General features: G+C 41.2%; 28 protein-coding genes and 3 pseudogenes. 5 read left to right on the top strand and 26 right to left on the bottom strand.

What is annotated here, in order from left to right:
• Nucleotides 1-91: 91 nt before the first annotated feature.
• Nucleotides 92-535, bottom strand: a complete 444-nt coding sequence (locus tag HMPREF1150_RS03370) for a hypothetical protein (protein WP_002908719.1) — start codon at nucleotides 533-535, stop codon at nucleotides 92-94.
• A gap of 462 nt (nucleotides 536-997) precedes the next feature.
• Between HMPREF1150_RS03370 and HMPREF1150_RS03375 the strand changes: the two genes are divergently transcribed.
• The gene (locus tag HMPREF1150_RS03375; RefSeq protein ID WP_002911689.1) at nucleotides 998-1,234 is read left to right on the top strand and encodes a hypothetical protein; all 237 of its coding nucleotides are present in this window, start codon (nucleotides 998-1,000) and stop codon (nucleotides 1,232-1,234) included.
• Complete coding sequence (locus HMPREF1150_RS03380) at nucleotides 1,224-2,360, top strand: YcjF family protein (protein ID WP_002911688.1); 1,137 nt, start codon at nucleotides 1,224-1,226, stop codon at nucleotides 2,358-2,360. Before HMPREF1150_RS03375 ends, HMPREF1150_RS03380 begins: the two co-directional genes overlap by 11 nt.
• Before the next feature lie 479 nt (nucleotides 2,361-2,839).
• On the opposite strand, the gene HMPREF1150_RS03385 is transcribed toward HMPREF1150_RS03380, so the two are convergent.
• From HMPREF1150_RS03385 to HMPREF1150_RS12165, 12 genes and pseudogenes are all read right to left on the bottom strand, one after another.
• The gene (locus HMPREF1150_RS03385; RefSeq protein ID WP_000126416.1) at nucleotides 2,840-3,889 is read right to left on the bottom strand and encodes a DUF389 domain-containing protein; all 1,050 of its coding nucleotides are present in this window, start codon (nucleotides 3,887-3,889) and stop codon (nucleotides 2,840-2,842) included.
• The gene (locus HMPREF1150_RS03390; protein WP_000825751.1) at nucleotides 3,886-4,209 is read right to left on the bottom strand and encodes a potassium channel family protein; all 324 of its coding nucleotides are present in this window, start codon (nucleotides 4,207-4,209) and stop codon (nucleotides 3,886-3,888) included. Before HMPREF1150_RS03390 ends, HMPREF1150_RS03385 begins: the two co-directional genes overlap by 4 nt.
• Nucleotides 4,206-4,565, bottom strand: coding sequence for a hypothetical protein (locus HMPREF1150_RS03395; RefSeq protein ID WP_000397555.1), 360 nt, complete (start codon nucleotides 4,563-4,565; stop codon nucleotides 4,206-4,208). Before HMPREF1150_RS03395 ends, HMPREF1150_RS03390 begins: the two co-directional genes overlap by 4 nt.
• On the bottom strand, nucleotides 4,490-4,792 hold the full coding sequence (locus HMPREF1150_RS11825) for a TMEM175 family protein (protein ID WP_006151097.1): 303 nt from the start codon (nucleotides 4,790-4,792) through the stop codon (nucleotides 4,490-4,492). Before HMPREF1150_RS11825 ends, HMPREF1150_RS03395 begins: the two co-directional genes overlap by 76 nt.
• A 570-nt stretch (nucleotides 4,793-5,362) precedes the next feature.
• Nucleotides 5,363-5,614, bottom strand: a pseudogene (locus tag HMPREF1150_RS12295) (hypothetical protein); the annotation flags it as partial.
• 42 nt (nucleotides 5,615-5,656) lie between these two features.
• On the bottom strand, nucleotides 5,657-5,995 hold the full coding sequence (gene cadX, locus HMPREF1150_RS03400) for a Cd(II)/Zn(II)-sensing metalloregulatory transcriptional regulator CadX (protein WP_000711078.1): 339 nt from the start codon (nucleotides 5,993-5,995) through the stop codon (nucleotides 5,657-5,659).
• Between the two features lie 11 nt (nucleotides 5,996-6,006).
• Nucleotides 6,007-6,621: a CadD family cadmium resistance transporter gene (locus HMPREF1150_RS03405; RefSeq protein WP_002911684.1), complete on the bottom strand. Its 615-nt coding sequence runs from the start codon at nucleotides 6,619-6,621 to the stop codon at nucleotides 6,007-6,009.
• 299 nt (nucleotides 6,622-6,920) lie between these two features.
• Nucleotides 6,921-8,984 (bottom strand): heavy metal translocating P-type ATPase, encoded by a 2,064-nt coding sequence (locus HMPREF1150_RS03410; RefSeq protein ID WP_009660066.1) that lies wholly within the window; start codon nucleotides 8,982-8,984, stop codon nucleotides 6,921-6,923.
• Nucleotide 8,985: 1 nt separating this feature from the next.
• Nucleotides 8,986-9,264, bottom strand: a complete 279-nt coding sequence (locus tag HMPREF1150_RS03415) for a DUF6110 family protein (protein WP_002893755.1) — start codon at nucleotides 9,262-9,264, stop codon at nucleotides 8,986-8,988.
• Between the two features lie 180 nt (nucleotides 9,265-9,444).
• Nucleotides 9,445-10,047: a transposase gene (locus tag HMPREF1150_RS03420; protein ID WP_255260894.1), complete on the bottom strand. Its 603-nt coding sequence runs from the start codon at nucleotides 10,045-10,047 to the stop codon at nucleotides 9,445-9,447.
• A 136-nt stretch (nucleotides 10,048-10,183) separates the two neighbouring features.
• Nucleotides 10,184-10,517: pseudogene (locus tag HMPREF1150_RS12245) on the bottom strand (diacylglycerol kinase family lipid kinase); the annotation flags it as partial.
• Between the two features lie 18 nt (nucleotides 10,518-10,535).
• Nucleotides 10,536-10,661: pseudogene (locus HMPREF1150_RS12165) on the bottom strand (IS982 family transposase); the annotation flags it as partial.
• A 353-nt stretch (nucleotides 10,662-11,014) separates the two neighbouring features.
• Here HMPREF1150_RS12165 and HMPREF1150_RS03430 point away from each other — a divergent pair.
• Nucleotides 11,015-11,623, top strand: a complete 609-nt coding sequence (locus HMPREF1150_RS03430; protein WP_002893760.1) for a DUF1269 domain-containing protein — start codon at nucleotides 11,015-11,017, stop codon at nucleotides 11,621-11,623.
• Nucleotides 11,624-11,867: 244 nt separating this feature from the next.
• On the top strand, nucleotides 11,868-12,089 hold the full coding sequence (locus tag HMPREF1150_RS03435) for a tyrosine-type recombinase/integrase (RefSeq protein WP_002893762.1): 222 nt from the start codon (nucleotides 11,868-11,870) through the stop codon (nucleotides 12,087-12,089).
• Between the two features lie 109 nt (nucleotides 12,090-12,198).
• Here HMPREF1150_RS03435 and rpsI read toward each other — a convergent pair whose 3' ends face one another.
• From rpsI to rlmB, 5 genes are all read right to left on the bottom strand, one after another.
• Entirely contained in the window at nucleotides 12,199-12,591 is a 393-nt protein-coding gene (rpsI, locus tag HMPREF1150_RS03440; RefSeq protein ID WP_002911681.1) for a 30S ribosomal protein S9, read from the bottom strand.
• Between the two features lie 19 nt (nucleotides 12,592-12,610).
• Nucleotides 12,611-13,057 (bottom strand): 50S ribosomal protein L13, encoded by a 447-nt coding sequence (gene rplM / locus HMPREF1150_RS03445; protein WP_002893769.1) that lies wholly within the window; start codon nucleotides 13,055-13,057, stop codon nucleotides 12,611-12,613.
• Between the two features lie 180 nt (nucleotides 13,058-13,237).
• Nucleotides 13,238-14,101 (bottom strand): DegV family protein, encoded by an 864-nt coding sequence (locus HMPREF1150_RS03450; RefSeq protein ID WP_002911680.1) that lies wholly within the window; start codon nucleotides 14,099-14,101, stop codon nucleotides 13,238-13,240.
• Nucleotides 14,091-14,612, bottom strand: a complete 522-nt coding sequence (locus HMPREF1150_RS03455; protein WP_002902298.1) for an NYN domain-containing protein — start codon at nucleotides 14,610-14,612, stop codon at nucleotides 14,091-14,093. The genes HMPREF1150_RS03450 and HMPREF1150_RS03455 overlap by 11 nt, the downstream gene beginning before the upstream one ends.
• A complete protein-coding gene (rlmB, locus tag HMPREF1150_RS03460; protein ID WP_002911678.1) occupies nucleotides 14,609-15,337 on the bottom strand; it encodes a 23S rRNA (guanosine(2251)-2'-O)-methyltransferase RlmB in 729 nt (242 codons plus the stop codon). The genes HMPREF1150_RS03455 and rlmB overlap by 4 nt, the downstream gene beginning before the upstream one ends.
• Nucleotides 15,338-15,489: 152 nt before the next feature.
• Between rlmB and HMPREF1150_RS03465 the strand changes: the two genes are divergently transcribed.
• Nucleotides 15,490-16,446 (top strand): aromatic acid exporter family protein, encoded by a 957-nt coding sequence (locus HMPREF1150_RS03465; protein ID WP_002911677.1) that lies wholly within the window; start codon nucleotides 15,490-15,492, stop codon nucleotides 16,444-16,446.
• A gap of 157 nt (nucleotides 16,447-16,603) precedes the next feature.
• Here the strand turns inward: HMPREF1150_RS03465 and HMPREF1150_RS03470 are convergent, their stop codons facing one another.
• The 8 genes from HMPREF1150_RS03470 to pnp form a co-directional block, all read right to left on the bottom strand.
• A complete protein-coding gene (locus tag HMPREF1150_RS03470) occupies nucleotides 16,604-17,074 on the bottom strand; it encodes a DUF6287 domain-containing protein (RefSeq protein WP_002911675.1) in 471 nt (156 codons plus the stop codon).
• Between the two features lie 128 nt (nucleotides 17,075-17,202).
• The gene (locus HMPREF1150_RS03475) at nucleotides 17,203-17,595 is read right to left on the bottom strand and encodes a Mini-ribonuclease 3 (protein WP_002911674.1); all 393 of its coding nucleotides are present in this window, start codon (nucleotides 17,593-17,595) and stop codon (nucleotides 17,203-17,205) included.
• Nucleotides 17,588-18,931: a cysteine--tRNA ligase gene (gene cysS / locus HMPREF1150_RS03480; protein WP_009660039.1), complete on the bottom strand. Its 1,344-nt coding sequence runs from the start codon at nucleotides 18,929-18,931 to the stop codon at nucleotides 17,588-17,590. The genes HMPREF1150_RS03475 and cysS overlap by 8 nt, the downstream gene beginning before the upstream one ends.
• A gap of 17 nt (nucleotides 18,932-18,948) precedes the next feature.
• On the bottom strand, nucleotides 18,949-19,470 hold the full coding sequence (locus tag HMPREF1150_RS03485; protein ID WP_000301974.1) for a dihydrofolate reductase family protein: 522 nt from the start codon (nucleotides 19,468-19,470) through the stop codon (nucleotides 18,949-18,951).
• A gap of 8 nt (nucleotides 19,471-19,478) precedes the next feature.
• Entirely contained in the window at nucleotides 19,479-20,243 is a 765-nt protein-coding gene (locus HMPREF1150_RS03490; RefSeq protein WP_002911672.1) for a nucleoside phosphorylase, read from the bottom strand.
• A 13-nt stretch (nucleotides 20,244-20,256) separates the two neighbouring features.
• Nucleotides 20,257-20,475 (bottom strand): YdeI/OmpD-associated family protein, encoded by a 219-nt coding sequence (locus HMPREF1150_RS03495; protein ID WP_002911671.1) that lies wholly within the window; start codon nucleotides 20,473-20,475, stop codon nucleotides 20,257-20,259.
• A 30-nt stretch (nucleotides 20,476-20,505) separates the two neighbouring features.
• Complete coding sequence (cysE, locus tag HMPREF1150_RS03500) at nucleotides 20,506-21,123, bottom strand: serine O-acetyltransferase (RefSeq protein WP_002899011.1); 618 nt, start codon at nucleotides 21,121-21,123, stop codon at nucleotides 20,506-20,508.
• 90 nt (nucleotides 21,124-21,213) lie between these two features.
• Nucleotides 21,214-23,415: a polyribonucleotide nucleotidyltransferase gene (pnp, locus tag HMPREF1150_RS03505; RefSeq protein WP_009660114.1), complete on the bottom strand. Its 2,202-nt coding sequence runs from the start codon at nucleotides 23,413-23,415 to the stop codon at nucleotides 21,214-21,216.
• Nucleotides 23,416-23,830 lie beyond the last annotated feature (415 nt).

The raw sequence follows: 23,830 nt of genomic DNA, 5'->3' as shown, positions 1-23,830 counted from the left end.
TAATTATTCATATGGAAAATGATTAGGTCTATCCCTATAGGTTGATACCGCTAATGAAGCATATATATCATTAAAATCTTTCAAATTCTAATTAGGTAATTGGTTCACCTCCGATACTTATGTAATCACCCATAATCATTTCTTCAAGATTTACACTTTCATCATCATTAATTGGGATGTCCACTCCCCAACCCGATTCTTCAATATTATTTATACGCCCAAAAACATTAATATAATACTCGGGATTTGTAAGACCGCCATCACTCCATTGCGTCTCTTCCCAATCAATCTGAACTGATTCAATTTTTGGACTTTGGGCTTTCACAAAATCGATTATTTCCTGCTCATGTTCTTTGAGATAGGCGAGTTGTTTTTGTTTGATAGCTTCCTTGTCATCTGCAATATCCTTTTTTGAAGAAGCAACTTTCTTATCTTGCTTATTACTTTCTTTTTGAGTCATGGCACATCCTCCCAGACTTACGAGCGCCACTATTGATGTAATTGTTGCAATTATGATTTTCGTTCGTTTCTTCATAACGTCTCCTTAATTTTTTTGATACCACATTAATTCTCTAAAACAACTGGTACGATCCATACTAATTTTTCAGTCACTCAAAACCCAATGCTACACATCTAGTTTACTATATAAATTTTTTAAAATCTATAAATTACTAAATCTTATCAAGCAATTTACTTAGACTTATTTTACAAATCATAGCCACCCATCTAGGGACCACACACGCAAGGCAGGTGGTTTATTTTTCTTGTACCTTGGAGAGCCAGACAGGCTGAAAACCACATAACTACTTCTCTATCTTCAAGATCTTTACATCCTCTTCATTACACCTAATAGAACTCTGCTAACATTACTTCAATTTCTATCGGAGAAGTTGTTCTAAAATCTTTAAAACAAAGAGATAACCAAAATCATTAAATTGACTCTTTTAATTTCTTATATGATATAATTATTTTAAAAATCATATTAGTGAGAAATATTATGTCAAAGACAAAAGGTAACAAAAAAAGAAATTCTTCTAAAGTAAAATATATCTTAGGAAGTGGAGTTTTAATTCTAGCTTCTACAGTGATTCTGCCTAAAGTTTTGAAAAAAACTACAAATTATTTGTATAAAAAGCAAGTAAAAATAACTAATCATCGAAAAGTAACTTTTGATTGCAAGGACAAATTGGTTAAAAAATCTGAATATAAAAAGGTAGAAGAACATGCAAATTAATACTGACAATATTGCGCAACAATGTCTCAATGCGATTAATGATAGAATTCACAATTTAAAAAGATTAAACATCATCGTAATTGGGAAATCAGGTGTCGGTAAAAGCACACTAATCAACAGTTTGTTTAGAGGTAATTTTGCCGATACTGGATTGGGTAGACCAGTAACTCAGGAAATTCGCAAAATTGAAAAAAATGGATATCCTTTGGCTATCTATGATACACCCGGCTTTGAATTATCATATACCCAACAGGAGAGTGTCAAAGATGAAGTGATTAACCTAATTAACAACGGTTACTCTTCTAATGATATCAATGAGGTGATCCACTGCATTTGGTATTGTATTAATGTCGGTTCAAACCGTACTTTCGATAGTTCGGAAGTGGAATGGCTTAGAGAGTTTTCTGAGAAGAATAAAACGTCTAAGGTACCTATCATTGTTGTCCTTACTCAATCTGTACCTAAGAAGAAAGCACTAGAAATGAAAGCTCATGTTGAGCAGGAAAACTTAGATGTTTGTAAAGTTGTGCCAATTTTAGCTCAAGATATGGATTTTGATGAGGAATATGTCGCTAAAGCTTTTGGATTAGATACTTTGATTGATGTAATGTCTGAGGTATTGCCAACTGAACTACAAGATACTCTCCAAAATATCCAAAAAGTATCTCTGGAATCTAAAAAAAAACATGCTAGGGCAGTCATTGCGACTGCAGTAGCAGCAAGTTTTGGTGAAGGTTTCGCTCCAGTTCCATTCGCAGATGCATTCATGCTTGTTCCAACCCAGATAAGCATGATTACTGGCATCACTGTAATATTTGGCCTTGATATAAATAAAACTTTTCTAACCGCCTTTGTATCCTCAACCTTAGGGTCTGGGGGAGCAACATTCCTCGGAAAAACAATTGTCTCTAATATACTCAAATTTATTCCCGGAGTAGGAACAGCAGTTGGCGGAACGATTTCTGGAACCACTGCTGGATTAATTACAACTGCTTTAGGCGAGGCTTACCTATTTTTAATGGAACAAATATTTAAAGGAGAAATAAGCAAAGAAGCACTAGGTACTCCTGCCGGACAAAAACAAATGACAAAACTTTTTAGAGAACAATTATCTAAAAAAAGATAATACACCAAGATTTTGAATCTTGGTGTATTTTTAGGTTAAATTGTTTTTTACATCAAAAAAGACATCCAAGAGAAATTCTTGAATGTCTGTAAATGTTGATAGTATCGTATTGATTAACGTTTTGAGAATTGTGACGCTTTACGAGCTTTCTTAAGACCTGGTTTGGAAAGTATGAATTTCAGTTGGACTAAAAACAGCGTAATATCAAGACTTTTCTCCGCTTTTATAAAAGCTTTTTTCCAATCAAATTCAACTAATTTTATCCGAATGGTGTGGATTTTACCCCCAAAATTACAGAGAATGGAGCTGATAAACACTAAACGTTCACACCATTAGTTAAATGATTTTTTGTTCATCATTTTTCTTAGATGATAGAACTTCTAATTTATTTCTTATTCAAGCAAAAACAACCTGCTATAAGTAAGAAAGAGGAAGATACAAGAAAAACACGGCGTAAAAACCGATTCAGTTCATTGTCCTCAATCCTTGTCTGCTTCATTTTCTTTTACGAGATCGTTTTGTGAATCTTTTTCAGAGAGTTTTTGATCAATATACTTGTCAATGTTTTCATAAAATTCCTTGGTCGCTTCACTATCTAATGTTGGCGAGTTCTGAACTTGATTCACTTTCAATTGAACAGATTGAATACCGTAAGAGGCTTGTTTTTGGTGGAGTGTTTCTAATTCTTCTTCTGAAATCGGATCTCCAACAACCGTCAAGACCAATTCATTGTTACTTGACTTGTAGACTTGATTAATAACCGTATAATTGGCGAACTCTTTTCCTACAAACTGTTTGATCCCTTCTTTGCGCGCTTGTTCTATTGTCAGAGTAACTGCCGAATAGCTAGCTGGAAGAATCAACAATACAATCAAAGATATCAAGCCAATTCTCATTTTAATGCTCAGCTCTTTAAATGAAGTTAAAGGAGATTTTCTCATCAAAATTCTTGTTCCAACAATGTTGGCTAGCATGATAAAGACACAGTTGATCAAGAAAAGATAGAGAGCCCCCAATAAAAATCGTACATTCCCATTAGCTAAACCATAGCCAGCAGTACAGATAGGCGGCATCAGAGCTGTAGCAATGGCTACTCCTGGCACGATATTGTTTGCTTCTTTTTTCCTTGAACCGATCACACCAGCAATCCCACCAGCAATAGCAATGAGGACATCCCAAATGGTTGGAGAGGTTCGTGCAATCAACTCGCTACTTGCATAAGACAAGGGAGAAATCCAGAAATACAGAGTCGAGACAAGCAAACTGACCAACACTTGAGTCAATAAAACCTCTAGAGATTGCTTGATTAAACGCGTATCAAAAATAGCTAAACCGAATCCCAGTCCAACAATCGGTGTCATGAGAGGTGAAATCAACATGGCTCCTATAATGACAGCTGTTGAATTCATATTTAGTCCGATAGAGGCAATAAAAATTGCACACATCAAAATCGCTGTATCTCTCAATCGAACATGAAGGTCATCGTATAATTTCTCACGGTATTCCCGTGTTGAATAATTGGCAGTCATTTGTCCTCTCCTCTTTCCTTATTTAAATTGGTATAATAATTAAAAATAACAGCTGATAAACAGCCAAAAAATATGAGCCCATAAATCGTCAAGAAGACACTGGTAATCCTTCCAATCAAGGTCACAGCTAGGAGATCCCCGTAGCCGACAGTCGTCGAAGTCACAAAAGCATACCAAAGACCGTCTCCGTAATTTGTGATAGCAGGTTCAACTAGGAAAAGCACGCCTCCTGACCCAAAAACAAAGGTCACAAAACTCAGAGCAAACCGAGTAAAACCCGTAACCTGCATAATATGCCATAACATTTTTAAACGTTTCATTTGTTCTCCTTATTCATACTAGCTCCTGACCGAGCCGTTTTTTTCCAATAATCAAAGTGAAGATAGGACATGATCTCCATCAGAGAAAGATAGACAAACTGATAGATCTGATTTAAGCTGATTATCAACTGATATTGTTTGAAAAATGACTGGAAGAAAGACCAGATATGACTGTCTTGAATCAGTCCCTTCTTAATATCAGACAGGATATTAGCTAAAGCTCCCAAGGACTGAAACGGTAAATCCTTGACATTTATATAGATCCGGTCCACCACATCATTCAGACTGGTATCTTGGATGGCATGAAATTCTCCAAAGAGAACTCCTGCCGCTCCAAGAGTAGAAACAAATTCCACCAAATAATTTCTGAGGAAATTTTCTCAACCTTTTCCCATAATGTGTTTAGTGCCATCCATAACGATCCCAACCAGAAAAAGGAAAGAAAACAAGCAAAGAAATTTTGCCGTAAATCCCAAAAAGCTTCAAGACTTGGTGTTGTTGGTTTTTCTAACTCTAAAACCAAGATGGTCATAATAATTGCTAGAACAGCATCTGTCAATACAATTAATCTGTCTTTCTTCATCGGATTGCATCCCCTTTCTTTTTTGTAACATTCTATCTTATCGCATAATATTGGATATTCTTTCATAATCCGACTACAAACAAAAATAAACCAAAAAGTATGTCCCTATTATACTATATTTAACTCTAGAAGTATTCATCCATCTAATTAATAAATATATCATATTTCACAATAAGTGAATACTATCAAAGATTCATCCCCTTTCACTTCATCATGTAGTGTTGCTTAGATTTATCAAAAACAACCAAATTTGTATTAATTTCAAGTATCACCTAGTTACAAAAATTTGGGGTGAACAGAAAAAGCATCCCGTATTTTTGATACGAAATGCTTTCAATAAGTTTAAATAAGTTTTAACGTTTACTAAATTGTGATGCTTTACGAGCTTTTTTCAAGCCTGGTTTGGAAAGTATGGGTTTCAGTTGGACTAAAAACAGCGTATTATCAAGGCTTTTCAGAACGATATCTACTGATTAATTTCATAAAATATGAATCAATAGATTATAAATAGGGGAATAGTTTAGGTCTGTAAGCATTAAAATAATACACCTAACTTTGATCACCATTTTTTTAGTTATTCACTCTTTTTTCAGATAGTGTTTTTAAAGTTATGATATAAAATGCCGCAATTAAAACACTATACATCATAATCGGAGGATAGACAATTAAGGATAGAATCAATCCCACTCCTTTAATTATTAGGTCAGGTATCAATAACTTTCTATATTGTGCGGTAGCTTCAAGTAATTCTTTCTGATCTATATTGGGTTTATCAATTACTTTATGTAAAAACCAGTTTGCTACCGTTGAAACAACAACGATTATAATCTCCCTATAATCATGGAAAAGTAGTAAAAATAGTTGTTATCCTAGTTGATTAAAAAAATCTCTGATTTCCTCATCCTTTATAAAATAATATATAATTTTCCCCTCTCTTCTAGTGTCCAAGATGTTTTGATTGGCTAGTTTACGAAGATGGTGGGAGGCAGATGCCATACTGAGATTTAATAAACAGGCTATATCGCAGACACAGAGTTCTTCGACGGCAAGGAGATAAAAGATGATATTTATCTGTTTATTATCGGTAAATTTTGATAAAATGCGAAGTGATTTTTGGACTTTTTCCTTTTCAAGGTAGTTCGTTGCGGTTGTAACATTTTGTTGATTTATAACATCCACTTGACAGATACTATCTTTTTTCATAATTTTTTCTCCTAGCCTAACACAGCCCATAGCATGTCAAAGCTGTTGTTTTCAATCAGGATATACATCCCCAATCCTAAATAGACAACGGCAATAAACCATCTACTATATTTTTCCAAAGTTTCTCCAACAGAAGGGACTTGTGCTAATTTTTGGGCAGAAAAAACCAAGAGATAAATCATGACTAGAAAAGTAAGTAAAGTCACTATCAAATTCGCTAAATTTAAGGTGGTAAAATATGGGACAAAGACACCAATATTATCAGCGCCACAACTTGCAAAAGTAATCATAGCGACTAGAAAAATCAGGTTTTTATTGTCTTTTCGCAAACCATCTTTTGCAATAGCTTCTCCATCAGAATCTCCTAAAAGCAAAACTTTGAGGCCTAGGAAAATTGGAATCAAACCGAGTAAACCTAAAATCTCTTTACTAGGAATATAATTTAAGACAAATGCAAAAAGCAAACTTAGGAATATTAGACTAACAGAGCCTAGAAATTGTCCTAAATAGATGTTAATGATGTCCTTTCTGCTTTTTCTTTTGGCAAAAAATAACATTAGGATAATAAGTAAGTCTACGGCTGTCCCAGAATACAGGATTATTGAAGTAACAATATTTTGAATCATAAAACACCTCATTCAAATATATTTTTGAATGTATTCTAACATTAACCTTTGTAGATGTCAACTTCAAATCCACCAATTAATAATTGCATGTCAATATTTGTATTGTGAAACTAGTTTCAGAAATATATAGTCTTAAAGTATGTCCACTGCCAATGGTTTTTTCAATATTTAAAAGGAGAGAACCAATTTGGTCCTCTCCAGGGTATAATTTTCCATCAACCCACTACAGTTGACAAAGAGCCGTTATTCTCAAATGAGACAACTCCTTTTAGTTTTTATAACCTCAGCTTCTCGGTCTCTTACCTAGTTTTAATAGAAAGACTACGAAGGACGATTCTTAAAGTAGTCAGATTGTGCAATATCGAAAGATTAGATGGGCTTAACCAATTTAACAACCCAAATCCAATTAAACTTCCATTTATTACAACTGTTTCTTGAATATTTCTTTGAATTAATTTCTGCAACGATTCAGATAAAGAATTCAATTCCTCGAAGAAATCTAAACGATTATCTAATAATAAAATATCACTCATCTGCTTAGAAATATCAGCACTTTCATTCATCACAACCCCAATATCTGCAAGCGTCAAGGCAGCAGAGTCGTTTAACCCGTCTCCAACCATCAAAATAGTTCGGCCAGCTTTCTGTAATTCCTGAACCAACTGAAACTTACCATCTGGTTTTAAATCAGTATAAACGTTGTCAAATGGCAGATCTTTAACCAACTCTTCTGTTCTAGCCAACGTATCACCAGTTGCCAGAATCAGTTTTTTCCCTTGGCGCTTTAGCTTTTTCAATGCAACTTTCGCCTCGCTTCTCAAGGGAGTGTGGATACAAAACATCCCAATTAATTCTTTCTTATAAGCCAAAAACAATAAATTGTAATGAGTCTTATATTGCTCAATCAAGGCCAGCTGCTCAGAACTAATTCTTACCTGTTCGTCTTGCATTAGTACATAATTTCCAATGACAACCGATTGACCATCAATTTGCGATTTAATCCCTTTGCTTGCAACATACTGAAGCTTGCCATGCATTTCTTCGTGTTCAATGCCTTCAATTTCAGCTTGTTTAACAATTGCATTGGCAATAGGATGATAGATATGTTCCTCCAAACATGCACTTATTCTTAAAATATCTTTCTCAGTATAATCTCCGAAAGGAAGAACCTTTTCAACCAAAGGATAACTCGTCGTGATGGTACCCGTTTTATCAAACAAGAAAGTATCCACTTCCAGATATTTTTCTAATACATCACCATCTTTAATAACCATTTCTCGATTTAGACCTTCCTTTATGGCCGTAAGGTAGGCTACAGGTGTGGATATTTTTAGAGCACATGAAAAATCCACCAATAAAAAGGAAATGGCTTTTGAAAACGAACCTGTTAACAGATAAGTCAAACCAGCACCTAAGAAGTTATATTTTACAACCTTGTCTGCCATCCTAATAAAATGACGTTGTTTTGTCTTCTTACTCTCTTCAGATTTTTTCATCAGATTGATGAGTTGCAAAATACGACTGTTTATCTGATTATCAGTCACACGAATTCTTAACTCTCCTGTTTCCAAAACAGTATTCGCACATACAGAATCTCCCTCTTTCTTTTCAACAGGGAAGCTCTCTCCAGTCAAGGAACTCTCATTGACCATGCCTAATCCTGAAACCACTTGGCCGTCAAACAAGATTTCATTCCCTTGGGAGACAACTAATACATCACCTACTTGAACATCAGAACTCTTGATGCTGATGACCATGTCTCCCCGCACTAAGAAAACATCACTTTCTTTAGCAAGAAGGCTTTGTTCCAAATCTGTTGCTGTTTTTTTTAAAGACCACTGATCCAGATGATTACCCAAATCAAGCATAAACATGATGTTGCTAGCTGTCTTGGATTGGTTCATAAACAAGGACAACAAAATGGCCGAACAGTCCAAGACCTCCATGGTTAGTTCCTTGCGCGCTAAAGTTTGATAGGCTTCTTTGACATAACCCAAAGCCTGATAACAAGTCCAAATATAACGAATAGGGTAGGGTACAAAACTTCGAAACAGCAAACGCTTAATCGCTGCACCCGATACAATTGAATAAGCACTCTCTTCTCTACGAATGGGAAGAGTCATCAAGTCCGAAACTTTCCCCTTGTCAATTTTTTTTAAAAAGGCCTCTGCATTTTCTAATACAGAGAAGCCTTCTTTCATACGTAGAGTAAAGTGCTGCTGATCCATATAAAACTGAATAGAGTCGATCCCTTTTTCATCTTTAGCCAAGGAACGAAGATAATCTTGAATATCCAAGGTCAGTGAAAACGAGGACGATAATCGGATATGTTGATATCCTCTGTGTAGCACTTTAAAAGACATATTATTCACCTGTCAGGCTATCTAATTGTTCTTCTTTCTTTTCCTGTTCGTATAAATATTTAGCGTCTTGTAAAACATCATCACCGTGTTGTTTTACAACAGAAACAGATGCATCCAGTCCATCTTTCAATTTGTAAGCTTTAGCCAAGGCCTTAGAATAGCCTTTCTTAGCTTCTTTACTTGCTAAGACTTTCAAGCCAAGCGTCCCAAATGCTACCCCTCCTAAGAAGAGAGATGATTTTTTCGCAACTTTTGCGACGTTTAATACTTCTTTTAACATGTTTATTTCCTCCTTGTAACTATTGTAGCGAAAAATGACAGCAAAAGCAATTGCTGATATCTGATATATAGATAAAATTCTCTATACTGATATTTAATTATATTATGATGAAAACAATATACTTTATTTTTTGATACTGTCAATAATTATGTGTAAACACTTAAGTAGAGTTACGGAGTGTTAATTAAATAAGCTTTCAAGTGTATCAGAACATTGACCAAACCCTTTATGGATTCGTTGACTTTGCTTGAAATTATAATCTTCAAACAACGTAACTAAGTAACGTTCCAGAGCCTCCTCATTAGGAAAAAGAACCTTCTTTTTCGTTTGATGTTTGATTTCTTTGTTAAGAGACTCAATGAGGTTTGTCGAATACATGCTGTGCCAAATCTGGTAGGGAAACTGATAAAAAGTTAAAAGATTATCCGTCTTCTCCAGACTTTCCATGACTTTCCTATACTTTGGTTTCCATTCGGCGAGAAAGTCCTCTAAAGCTTGTCCTGCCATTTCTAAATTTTCAGCACGATAAATCATTATAAATTGCCCCAGAATAACCGCTCTATCTGCTCGTTTCACTTTACTAGCTAGATTTCGACTAATATGAATTAAGCAACATTGTTGTTTAGCTAATGGGTGAGCCTGACTGATAATCTGCTCAAGCCCCTTAAAGCCATCTGTAACTACAAGAGAAATCTGTTGGATTCCTTGGTTTTGAAGCTTGTCTAACAGGGTGGACCAAGAAGCATTGTTTTCTTGAGGCAACTGTGCATAGCATATCTCTATGCGACTAAAGTCGCTAGAGCTATCCTAATTGCGCACCGCCAGTTCTCATAGAAAAAAACACCTTGCAAGATGCAAAGTGTTTTCGTTTGTATTCTGCTGTCCAGCAACGAATTAACGTTTAGAGAACTGGCTAGCTTTACGAGCCTTTTTCAAGCCTGTTTTCTAGTATTTTTATATCTATTGGCAGATTATCCGACTTATCCCCATCAACATCTGACTCTAACTCAACCTCTGAAGAAATCCTAATATTGCGTACTTTGATATATTCGATATTATTGTTACCTACTAGATCCCCTTTTTAATAAATCTGGGATAGCCGATAATTTAGAAATGATGGATGAATCCTTTAAAATCAAGATATTTCCATATTCATCTGTATTTTCATCAAATAGTTTTTTGTCTGCATAGTAATTGGATAGAAGAACTAAGACCTGAGTAGCTTCACCTTCATAATTGCCATTTTTGCTTTCAAAAGGTAATAATTGCTTGTTCATAGCTTGGCGAATCAGTTGCACCAGCCAAATTAATTGTCTTGACCGACGAATAAAGCGACTTCTTTCAAGGATTCGACCATAAGGAAACAGTTGGCAGATTCTATAAAAGTGTCGATGTGATTCGGCACGCTCATCAGACTCGCTACACAGAGCTGGTACATAATATCTGCTATAATTTTCTGGAAGATTTGGTCAAGCGGTCTTTTAGCCGTGTGACAGGCATACAGGAAAAACACTATTTATTTACTTTTTGCACGGGAGGCTTTAAGATGTTGCTGGACGCCTTTCTTGATAATCACTCAGAGTCGCCAGAGTGTCTGGGCTGGGATATGGCAAAGATATACCGCTGCCTGAAACTGTTCTTTGACGCTGATAAACGCGACATATCAATTAAAATGTCGCACTAAAATGATTGAAAAGTGATTGAAACTGTATTATAATGAACGTATATATTTAGAAAAGAGGTACTAACTATGGAAAACCTAGTAGTTTCAGTCTTTAACACTGAAAGCGAAGCTTATCAGTCCTTTGCGGATTTGAAGGCTTTCCGCCAAACTCAGACGACCAAGGTTGCTCAAATCGCCTTGGTCAAAAATGAAAACGGTCACATCGTTGAAAAAGAACGCTATGACTTTGAAGATTCAACGACGGATGCAACCCTAGAAGGTGGCTTGCTCGGTGCAGTTATCGGGCTTTTGGGTGGTCCTATCGGCGTCTTGTTTGGTTATGGTATTGGCAGCCTCTATGGTTTGGCTGCTGGTGATACCGTTGATACGGCAGAAGCTGGCTTGATTGACGTTGTGTCTCAAAAATTGATCGACGGCGAAACAGCCGTTGTCGCCTTGGTGCAAGAAAACAACGAAGCAGTCATCGATGCTTACTTCACCAAGTACGACACCCAAATCGTGCGTTGGGATGTAGCAACCGTCGTAGCCGAAATCGAAGCAGCTCTGCAAGTCCAAGAAGACCTCTACAACCAGGCACGTGCACAAATGAAGGCTGAACGTAAAGCCGAACGCAAGGCTAAACTTGAAGAATTCAAGGCAAATGTCAAAGCAAAATTTGACAAATTGAAAGCCTAACGTCTAAGCGTCTCATAAATTTAAATGTGACTGAGACACCATTTAAAATTTATGTGCGTCGGATTCTCACAGTTAAATAATTGCGTTGACAAAGCCGTTACAGCCGTTCTTCCATTCTTTGAAAAGAATGTTTAATAGACAAGAAATCTGGACTAGTATTGGTCTGGATTTTTTTGTGAATATAGAGGTCATAGCTTTTTGACTATGCTTCGTTATAATTAGAAAAATTTTAAGTTTTATCAAGATGAAATCAGTCAGACGAAGACATCCCGAATTAGCACCAGCATCACCACACAAACTAAGACATACTGGTGCTACTCTTGCTAAACAAGCAGGTGTTTCTCTTGAAGCCTTCTCAGAAGCTCTTACTCATAGTGATAAAGAGATTACAAAAACTTACGTTAATATCAAAGATAAAGTCAATCAGACTGTAGGTGATATTGCTTTTCGTAGTTTAAAAAATTGATGGGGTGAATATGGGGTGAATTTTGGGGTGAACTTTGATTTTTTGAAACAAAAAAGACATCCAAGAAATAATTCTTGAATGTCTGTAAACGTTGATATAATCGTATTGATTAACGTTTTGAGAATTGTGATGCTTTACGAGCTTTCTTAAGACCTGGTTTCTTACGTTCTACCATGCGGGCATCACGAGTAAGAAGGCCTGCGCGTTTCAATGAATCGCGGAAGTCAGGGTCTACTTGAAGAAGGGCACGAGCGATACCGTGACGGATAGCGCCTGATTGACCAGCGTAGCCACCACCATCAACGTTTACGAAAACGTCGTATTGACCAACAGTTGAAGTAACTACGAATGGTTGGTTGATAACCAAGCGAAGGTCAGCGTGTGGGATGTACTCTTCAACATCTTTTTTGTTTACAGTGATTTTACCAGTTCCTGGAACAAGGCGAACGCGTGCAACAGCGTTTTTACGACGTCCAGTACCTGCATATTGTGCTTGTGACATAGCTTATTTGTTCCTTTCCTTAGATAAGTCCTGAAATATCAAGAACTTCTGGTTGTTGTGCAGCGTGAGTGTGCTCAGCGCCTACAAATACTTTCAGCTTCATACCTTGAGCGCGGCCAAGAGTATTGTGCGGAAGCATACCTTTAACTGATTTTTCGATCAAACGAACAGCGTTCTTAGAGCGAAGCTCACCTGCTGAGATTTGTTTCAATCCACCTGGGTACATAGAGTGAGTGTAGTAGATCTTATCAGTCGCTTTTTTACCAGTCAATTTTACTTTTTCAGCGTTGATAACGATTACGAAGTCACCTGTATCAGTGTGTGGTGTAAAGGTTGGTTTGTTTTTTCCGCGAAGTACGCTTGCTACAACAGCAGAAAGGCGTCCAAGAGGGACATCAGTAGCGTCCACTACATACCATTTGCGTTCAACTTCACCTGGCTTAGCCATGTATGTTGTTTTGTTCATGATTTCTCCTATGAATATCGTTTTTGTTTACAGGGCGGATGTTCCGGTCCGCGAGTTATTTGAAAGGTTCCGGGGCCTTACAAATGGGGTAAACAATACCGCCTACTATCATATCAAAAATAGTAGGCAAAAGCAATAGATTTGAAGCAATTATTTATGAAATAGCGATTTCATGTTTTCTTAGTCTTGAATGTCTTGGGCAATACTAAAGAGTCCCAAAGTTCCAGGACCAGTATGGGTAGAAATGACAGGTCCCAGAGGCATGAGGAGAACTTCCTCTACTTGGTCGCTTTCCAGCAGCTGGGCTTTTAGACTCTCAGCAACTTCTTTGGCACCTGCATAGGCAATAACCACCCGCGGGTCAGCAACTCCCTCCAGAGTCATGCGGACAACTTCAGCCTGTGCCTTCTTCTTGCCGCGAACCTTAGCGACCGAGTCCAGAGTCCCATCTCCCTTGACAGCGATAATCGGCTTGATATTGACCAAGCTCCCCATAAGCGCAGCAGTTTTGGAAATCCGACCACCCCGCATGAGATGATTGAGGTCATCAACCAGAAAATATGTCTTGACCTTAGGCACCAAGCTCTCAATCAAGTCTGCTGTCTGCTCCAAGGTCTGGCCTGCCGCTCTAGCTTCTGCCGCTTTCATGACTAAAAGTCCTTCCCCCATAGAAGCCGCCTTGGTATCAATGATGCGAATCAGTGCACCTGGAAAATCTTCCAAGACTATCTCCCGTGCCATGACAGCACTCTGATAAGTACCTGACAGGGCTGAAGCAAAGGCTACATAGAGAACTGGTGTCTCTTCCTTGGCATAGCTACGAAAAACATCTTCAAACTGGCCGACATTGATCTGACTGGTAGTCGGCTTACTGCCGGACTCCATCTTATCCAGAAGTTCTTGGCTGGTCAGCTTGCCTGCGCCAACTGTCTCATAAGTTTGGCCATCTAGCTGAATGGTCAGGCCTAGGACCTGAACATCATTTTCCTGGGTCCAGTTTTCTGGCAGGTCTGCTGTTGAATCGGTTAAAATTTTAAAGGTCATCTTTTTTCTCCATCATTTTTTGTAAATCACGCAAAGATTGGCTGTCCATCGGTCGCAAGGGCGGTCTTTGCAGGTTGATTTGTCCGCTCAGTTTATTGAGGTCTGATTTGGTAACAGCCACTCGCTTCTCTAGCTCTCTAGCGGAAACTCTCAAAGCTCCTTGGGCGAAGACAGTCCACTGCTCATTGAGATCGCTAGTCGCAACTGACACCTGATTTTTGGGTGTATTGAGCTCAGCTGCCAAGCGCTCGATATAGTCATCCGCCGTTTCCTCCTCTTCAGTGAAAACGACCGTCACATTAAACTCCTCGTAGGTCTGCCGAACTCCCGGCATATACTGGGCATCAAAGACGCAGATAACTTCCAGTCCTTCAAAACTGGCATAATTACTGAGCTTCTGAAGCAGAATCGTTCGTGCGGCATCTAGTTCTCCGCGGTTAAAGTAAGGACGAGTCTCCCGCCAAAAGGCCGTCATATTGTAACCGTCCACCAGTAAGATTTTTCTTTTCATAGGCGATTGCGAAATACTTCATACATGAGAATAGCCGCTGCGACACTGGCATTGAGGCTCTGAACATGCCCATTCATGGGAATGGAAATCATCTCGTCCACTTGCTTTTTAATATTGCTTGAGATCCCCTTAGCTTCGTTGCCGATGATGAGGGCCAGCTTGCCTGCTGTATTCCACTTATGAGAAGGCGTCCCCTGCATATCTGTACCGAAAATCCAGAAACCAGCTTCCTTGAGCTTGTCCAGAGTCTGGCTGAGATTAGTCACACGGGCAATAGGAATATGCTCAATGGCACCCGTTGAAGTCTTGGCCACGACTGGTGTCACACCGACTGCCCGGTGCTTGGGAATGATGACTCCCGCTACATTGGTCGCGTCAGCCGTCCGTAAGATAGAGCCCAGATTATGCGGGTCAGTCAGCCCATCCAAAATCAGCAAGAGCGGATTGTCTTCCTGCTCTGCTTTTTTCAACAGCACCTCGAAGTCAGTATAGGCGAACTCCGCCACCCGCAGGACAAAGCCCTGGTGAACAGCTCCATCAGTCATCTCCTGCAAGGTTTTCTTAGGCGTCCATGAGATAGAAACCTTCTTTTCTGCTGCTAAATCTTTGATTTTGTCGACCTTTTTACCACGCAGGTCGTCTTGAATGTAGAGTTTATTTCCAGTGTTAGCTGCGAGAGCCTCTGTCACCGCATGCACACCGTAGACAATATCGTTTTTTTCCATAGGACTAGTATAACACAAAGGCGAAAAAATGGCGGCAGGATTTACTCGGGCGAGACAGAATTCTGCTCTGATAAAAAGCAATCAGCAGCCCCTAAGATTCCCCGTCTGTCATGCTATAATAGAAAGAAGTCTAAAAAAGGAAACTCTTACTCATGTCTCTCCTCCAACGCACCATCAAGCTGGTACTAGCTACCTGTCTAGCTGCTTGGCTGGCTGACTTTTTAGGTCTGGCCTACTCAACTTCAGCTGGAATTATTGCTATCCTCAGCGTGACCGATACCCGCCGCAGCACTGCAAAGCTAGCTGGCAATCGCTTTTTATCTACCCTGCTGGCTCTGGCTATCGGAAGCCTGGCTTTTCACTTTCTAGGTTTTCATCTCGGAGCATTGGCCATCTATATCGTAGTCTATGTGCCTCTGGCCTTTCGCCTTGGCTGGGAAATCGGCATTACACCTAGTACCGTCCTCGTCACCCATCTGCTCTTAGAAAAATCCACCTCCTGGTCACTCCTTGGAAATGAACTAGCTCTATTTCTCATTGGAACTGGCTTTGCTCTCCTTGCCAATCTCTATATGCCCTCGCGCCAGCAAGAGATCGATAGCTACCATGGGCAAGTGGAGGAACAGCTGAAAAAGATTTTGCTGCGCTTTGAATATTTCTTAAAAGCTGGAGACGGCCGAAATGATGCAGCGCTGATCAAGGAGCTGGATAAGGTTCTGCAGCAGGCCTTGCAGCTGGTCTATCTGGATCACTCCAACCACCTCTTTCACCAGACCAACTACCATATCCACTATTTTGAAATGCGACAGGCCCAAAACCGCATCCTGCAAGACATGGCTAGCAATATCAACAACTGCCATCTAGCAGCCAGTGAAAGCTTGATTTTAGCCCGCCTCTTCTCTCAGACCGCTAAGCAACTGAGCCAAGAAAATCCCGCCCGAGACCTCTTGGACGAGATTGACAACTATTTGACCGTATTTCGCGAGCGGCCGCTCCCTAAGACCCGCCAGGAATTTGAAACCCGCGCCATGCTCCTGCAGCTCCTGCGAGACTTGGAAACCTTTATTAGAATTAAGGTAGAATTTTACGAAAATTATAAAGAAGACTAGCTGCCATGGAAAGCAGCTAGTCTTTTCAGTCTATTTTATAATAAAAGGAATTCGGATCTGTATTGGTTCCCAGTCCTTGACCAGCCCAAATCCGATCTCGATCATGATCTGATGCATCTTTATATGTTTCTCCTGCATTAGTGATAGTGTAGTCTTTTCATTTAGGTATAAAAGCTATTACATAACCACCTGCACCTTGCTTAGGGAGGACTCCAATACTAACAAAACCATACATATCTCTTGCACCATATTCGCTCAAATGTTGAGTTTCGCTCACCAAACCATTGGCATCAAACACCAATGTATTTCCAGTACCACTTTTCCAAGTTCCTACAATGCTAGAGTAGTCTCCATTTTTTATCTCTTCTTCATTCATGGAAGATTCAGAACTTTCTGCTGCTGGCTCACTTGTGTCTTCTGAACTGGACAGCTCTATGCTACTAGAAGAAGTTTCCTGAAGGCTGGCTTGCTCTGAATTCTGGCTACTGCTAGACGCCTTGGACGAAGTTGTGCTAGCACTATTGGTCTTTCCAGAAGAAGTCTCGATTTGTTTGTTATTTCTGTTGCTATACGCCCATAGCAGAAGTAAAACCAAGGCTATTACCGATATAACCAAATATTTTTTCACGATATTCTCCTTAACTAGTTTCTATTATTATAGCAAATACAGACACTAAAGAAAAGAGCTGCCGCAGCAACTCTGTTTTAGATATCTTCAATTTATCTAGCTTGTAAACGGAGCTAGAAAATCTTTCTTTATTTGCTTTCCTCCACCCGTTTGATACACCAGTCAATCAGTTCTTCCAGTCGCTCAATGGATTCGGTCATATGCAGGTAGCCCATGACAGCTTCAAAGCCGGTAGACATCCGATAGGTGACGATATCTGTATTCTTAGCCTTGGTGTGGCTGTTGGCATTGCGGCCGCGCTTGTAGATATCCTCTTCCTTATCCGTCAGAATCCCCTCTTCCAGCATGAGAGAGATGAGATTGGCCTGAGCCTTGGCAGAAACGTACTTGGTCGCTTCCCTGTGCAGCTGATTGGGCTTAGTGAGCCCCTGAAAAATCAGGTGACGCCGGATATACATGGAGTAGACAGCATCACCCTCAAAGGCGAGGGCAATGCCGTTAATCAGGTTGACATCAGTCACGGGTCCACCTCACTCCGTCCTTGGTATCTAAAAGCTTGATGCCCTGAGCGGCCAACTCATCCCGAATACGGTCTGCAGTCGCAAAGTCTCGATTACCCCGCGCCACTTGGCGTTCCTCAATCAAGCGCTCAATGTCCGCGTCCAAGACTTCTTCCACAAAGACGATACCAAAAACTTCTAAGAGCTCGGCAAAGGCTGCCTTAATATCAGCGGTGTAGTTGCCAGAGTTGATCCACTTGGCTAACTCGAAGACAACCGTGATACCATTGGCCGCATTGAAATCTTCGTCCATTGCAGCGGTGAACTTGTCTAGAAAGACCTGAAGCTGAGCAGAGTCTGCTTGACCAGTGAAAGGCTGCTCATAGGTATTCTTCAAATACTTAAGATTGGTCGCTGCATCATGAACTGCTTTTTCCGTGAAATTAATCGGCTTGCGATAATGCTGGGTAGCAAAGAAGAAACGCAGCACCTGACCATCAATGGTCTTGAGGGCATCATGAACGGTGATAAAATTACCTAGAGACTTGGACATTTTGACGTCGTCAATGTTGACAAAGCCATTGTGCATCCAGTAATTGGCAAAAGTCTGACCAGTCTTGGCCTCTGACTGGGCGATTTCATTGGTATGGTGAGGAAACTCTAGGTCTGCCCCACCACCGTGGATATCAATAGTATCACCCAAAATCTCCGTCGACATAACCGAACACTCGATGTGCCAGCCTGGGCGACCTGCTCCCCAAGGACTGTCCCAGGAAATCTCGCCCGGCTTAGCTGCCTTCCAGAGAGCAAAGTCAACTGGATTTTCCTTGCGAGCGGTCTCCTCATCTGTCCGACCAGAAGCACCTAACTCCAAGTCTGCCAAGGTTTTGTTGGCTAGTTTGGCATAATTGTGAGACTTTTCGACGCGGAAGTAGACATCGCCCTCTGACTCATAGGCATAGCCCTTGTCCACCAAAGTCCGCACAAAGTCAATGATTGCCTCCATAAAGTCAATCACGCGCGGATGCTGAGTAGCCGGCTTAACACCCAAAGCTGATACATCCTCACGAAAAGCCGCGATATACTTGTCCGCCACTTCTTTTGGTGTGATGCCTTCTTCCTTGGCGCGATGGATAATCTTATCATCTACATCTGTAAAATTGGAAATATAATTGACCTCAAATCCCCGATACTCAAAATAGCGACGAACTGTGTCAAAAGCTACTGTTGAGCGAGCATTGCCGACATGGATATAGTTATAAACCGTCGGACCGCAGACATACATGCGAACCTTGCCCTCTTCAATGGGCACAAATTCACGTAGGCTGCGGGTCATGGTGTCGTAAATTTTAATCATGCGGTCCACTCCCTTCTCTATTTCTGACTTTTTCGGCTGAAAACCAGCTCTGCAAAAGGGCCAAATTGTCTGAGGCTATCCAGTTGGTAAAAGCGCTGCCCTTCCTCTTGGGTAAAGAGGGGAACCCCCTTTCCTAGGATAAGGGGTGCTATCTGAATAATGAGGTGGTCGAAAAGATCCGCATCCAAGAGCGGTCCTACCAAGGAATTACCACCAATCACAAAGACATTTTTGCCTTTGTCAATCTGGTGAACAAAGTCCACCACATCCCCAGCTACTGGCTGGTAATTGCTGACAGGCAGGTGCCTATCATGCGTAAAGACATAGTTTTCCGTAGCTTGATAAAAACTTTCTACATCTTGCAAATCTTGGATTTCCTCAAAGGTCCGCTTGCCCATGATGGTGATATCCATTTGCCTGTAAAAGTCATCATAGCCTGTATCCTCTACAGAACCAAGCTGATGCAGCCAGTCTATCCTGTGCTGGCTGTCTGCCAAGTAGCCATCCATGGTGATACAGCCGTAAAAATATACTGCCATTCTTGTAGTTACCTTTCTAGTTCCTTTGCTATTGTCAAAGCGATAGTGAAAAAAGTCATGGCATCAGCTGTCCGCTCTTCATGGCGGGCATCCCAGGTTCGGTTATGGTGATCCACATAGTCAGCTGTGTAGAAGAATTGATAGACTTTACTCTTGCGAAATTGACTCCAAGCCATGATAGCCGAAGCTTCCATGTCCACCACTTTGGCTCCAGCAGCCAAGCGACGCTTGACCTTATCAGGCGTTTCTCGATAAAAGGCATCAGTCGTCCAAGACTTGGTGCGGATATGCTCGATATTGTGCTTGTCAAAGATGGCTTCCAGCTCGATCAGCAGAGACTCGTCATAGGCTACTTCGTCACCCGGTGGGGCATAGTGATAGCTAGTTCCTTCATCTCGCAATGCAGCCGCAGGCAGGATGATTTTATCCGCCTCAATTGAGTGATCCAAAACGCCACAGGAACCTAAAATGATGAAATTCGTGAAGCCTCTGGCCGCTAACTCCTCCAGCTGGCCGACTATCATGGGAGCCCCAATTGGAGCCAACATAACTGCTAGCTTGCTAGTTCCTTGGTCATAAATATACCATGGATGCTGTCCGTTTATGCTTTTCAAATAGCCTCCTGTATAGACTTCTTCTGACTCAATCAAACGTTTCAGAATTTCCCCGTTAAAGGATAGGATGATGGTTTCACACACTTCACCCTTATCAATAATCTGCCTATCTGTTGGCTCAATAACTCCAGCTACATCTTCAAATTCCTCTAATAGCATAACTTCTCTTTCTTTAAGGCTCCAGCAAATTCACCTTCATCTTTTCTATGCGGCGCAGCTTGGTCTCATCTTTTTTGGCTTCACTGATATAGCGAGCCCATTCGCGCTGGTGGCTAGGTGGCAGTTTTGTAAAACGCTCCTTGGCGGGACCTTCTAAGCCTTCTTTCAGCTCAAGGACTACCTGGTTCAAAATAGCATCTGATAAATCTGACATGTCGGTTCCTCCTGTCATATTTCACTTCGATAGCTTTGCTACCCTTTCCTAAAGACTTGATGAATGGTGGCTGGCTTCACGGGCATGCTCTAGCTTGTCTAGATAGTATTCCCGTTTCTCCTCTACCTCGTGAATGGTTGGCTCGTCTTTCTCACCGTGAACACGGACAATCTTCGCCGGAACTCCGACCACCGTCACATCACTTGGGACATCGGCTACAACAACTGCACCGGCTCCGACCTTGGCTTTTTCACCAATCTCAATTGGTCCAATGACTTGAGCATGGGCAGAGACCAAGGCGCCCCGACGCACGGTCGGGTGGCGTTTGCCTGTATCCTTGCCCGTACCGCCTAGGGTCACACCGTGGTAAAGCATGGCCCCCTTCTCCACAATGGCTGTCTCACCAATCACTAGGCCACTGCCATGGTCGATGAAGACACCCGACTCAATCTGAGCGCCGGGATGAATCTCAATCTGGGTCCAGAAACGCCAGAATTGACTGTGCATGCGCGCCAGCAGCTTGAAGCCGTGCCGCCACAAAAAATGCGAGAGGCGGTGGGCCGCCAAAGCTTTAATGCCTGGATAGGTTAGCAAGACTTCCAACGACGTTCGTGCCGCCGGGTCATTTTCTTTTACGATATCAATTGATTCCTTCCACCAACCCATGCTAGCCTCCTTCCTTCTATAAACAAGGAGAGACGAGAACTAGGCTCGCCTCTGCCGATTTTGATGAGGTCTACAGGGATGAGCGACCTCTTATTCTTCTGTTTTAGGGCTTTCTTGATGGTCCTTATGACCCTTGTGCTCCTTGTGTGGATGATGTCCCTTGTCATGGTGATGCTTTGGCTTATCAGACTTTGGTGGACGCGGCAGCAATACTTTCATGGAAGCATCTACCCGGCCTTTGGCATCAATCTTGATAACCTTGACATCCACTTCATCACCGATTTGTACGACGTCCTCGACATTATTGGTCCGAGTCCAGGCTAACTCTGAAATATGAACCAGTGCATCCGTCTTATCAAAGAGATTGACAAAGGCACCGAATTTCTCAATCCGAACAACCTTGGCATGGTAAACTTCGTCCACTTTTGCTTCGCGGACCAAGCCAGCAATGATTTCCTTAGCACGATTGATGGCGTCTTGGTCGCTAGAGTAGATGGATACATTTCCTTCTTCATCAATGTCAATCTTAACACCAGTCTCAGCGATGATCTTATCGATGGTTTCCCCGCCTTTACCGATGACAATTTTAATCTTGTCCACATCAATCTTGATGGTGTCGATTTTCGGAGCAGTTGGAGCCAACTCAGGACGCGGAGCCGGAATTGTCGCTTCAATCAAGTCCAGAATTTCAAAGCGGGCTTTCTTAGCCTGAGCCAGAGCTTCTGTCAGGATCTCCGCTGTAATTCCTTCAATCTTGATATCCATCTGCAGGGCGGTAATCCCTTCGCGAGTACCAGCTACCTTAAAGTCCATATCACCAAAATGGTCTTCCAAACCTTGAATGTCCGTCAGAACCGTATAGTTGCTGCCATCTGAAATCAAGCCCATGGCAATACCAGCAACCGGTGCCTTAATCGGCACACCACCGGCCATCAGAGCCAAAGTGCCCGCACAGATAGAGGCCTGTGAGGAAGAACCGTTTGACTCCAAGACTTCTGCTACCAGACGGATAGCGTAAGGAAACTCTTCCAAGCTAGGCAAGACTTGCTCCAAGGCACGTTCCCCAAGAGCACCGTGTCCAATTTCACGACGGCCAGGAGCCCCATAACGGCCTGTCTCGCCGACAGAATATTGCGGAAAATTATAGTGGTGCATGAAGCGTTTCTTGTATTCTGGATCCAAGCCATCCACAATTTGCGTTTCGCCCATTGGTGCCAAGGTCAGGACAGACAAGGCTTGGGTTTGTCCACGAGTAAAGAGACCAGAACCATGCACGCGCGGCAGGTAATCCACTTCCGCATCCAGCGGACGGATTTCATCAACCTTACGACCATCAGGACGGACCTTATCTTCGGTAATCAAACGCCGCACTTCTGCATGCTCCATTTGCTCCAAGATTTCAGCCACATCACGCATGATACGGTCGAATTCTTCATGGTCCGCGTATTTCTCTTCATAAACTGCTGTGACTTGGTCTTTGACAGCCTGAGTTGCGGCTTCACGCGCCAGCTTTTCTTCTACCTGAACAGCCTTTTGCAAGTCGCTATTATAGGCTGCGATAATCTCTACCTGCAGCTCTTCATCAACATGCAGCAATTCTACTTCTGCTTTTTCCTTGCCGACTGCCACAACGATTTCTTCTTGGAAGGCAATCAATTCTTTGACCGCTTCGTGCCCTTTGAGAAGAGCTTCCAGCATGATATCTTCAGAAAGTTCCTTGGCTCCAGACTCTACCATGTTGATAGCCTCTTTGGTACCAGCCACTGTCAGTTCCAAAAGTGAAACTTCTTTTTGTTCCTTGCTAGGATTGATGATAAATTCACCATCTACATAGCCGACCTGAACTCCTGCGATAGGGCCGTTAAAAGGAATATCTGAGATAGAAAGAGCCAGAGAGCTACCGAACATAGCAGCCATTTGAGGCGAAGCATCTTCGTCATAAGAAAGAACTGTATTGATAACCTGAACTTCATTGCGGAAGCCTTCCGCAAACATAGGACGAATCGGACGGTCAATCAAGCGGGCAGTCAAAGTCGCATCTGTTGACGGACGGCCTTCGCGCTTGTTAAAGCCACCAGGATATTTCCCAGCTGCATACATTTTTTCCTCATAGTTGACCTGCAATGGGAAAAAGTCACCAGTAGCCATCTTTTTGGACATGGTTGCCGCAGTTAAAACGGTACTTTCTCCATATCGGACAACGGCGCTGCCATTTGCCTGTTTTGCAACCTGACCAGTTTCAACTACCAGCTCACGACCTGCAAAAACGGTTTTAAAAACTTGTTTTGTCATAAAGACTCCTTGCCGAGCACATGCTCAAATTTTTTCATACGCCTTGGCTACAAAGATCAAGATACTAAGACCGTCAAAAGCAAAGTAAAAATAGGAAACTGACAAAGTCTTCGATGAAGACAAGACAGTTTATCTTTTTTACACAGCTTTTAGATTGTGTTCAGTTCATCAAGATATTAAGCCCTTAAGCAACCCATAGGACGTGTTCAGTTAGCACTTTGACTTTAATATCATGGCCTTAGTAGCTTATTATATCCTCATCTTTGTATCAAGCACGTACAGACCTTATTTTACCACAATTTCAGGCAAAAGAAAAAGGCTGGAAATGGCTTTTTTCTATAAAAGTACTGAAAATCTATTTTTCTTTTCTATAGCTGATTATAGCTGGCTGGCTGAGTTCGTTTTTCCCTTTCGA

The organism is Streptococcus sp. AS14, assembly GCF_000286495.1.
Classification (GTDB): Bacteria; Bacillota; Bacilli; order Lactobacillales; family Streptococcaceae; genus Streptococcus; species Streptococcus sanguinis_P.
This window is presented reverse-complemented; position numbering and strand designations above follow the sequence as displayed.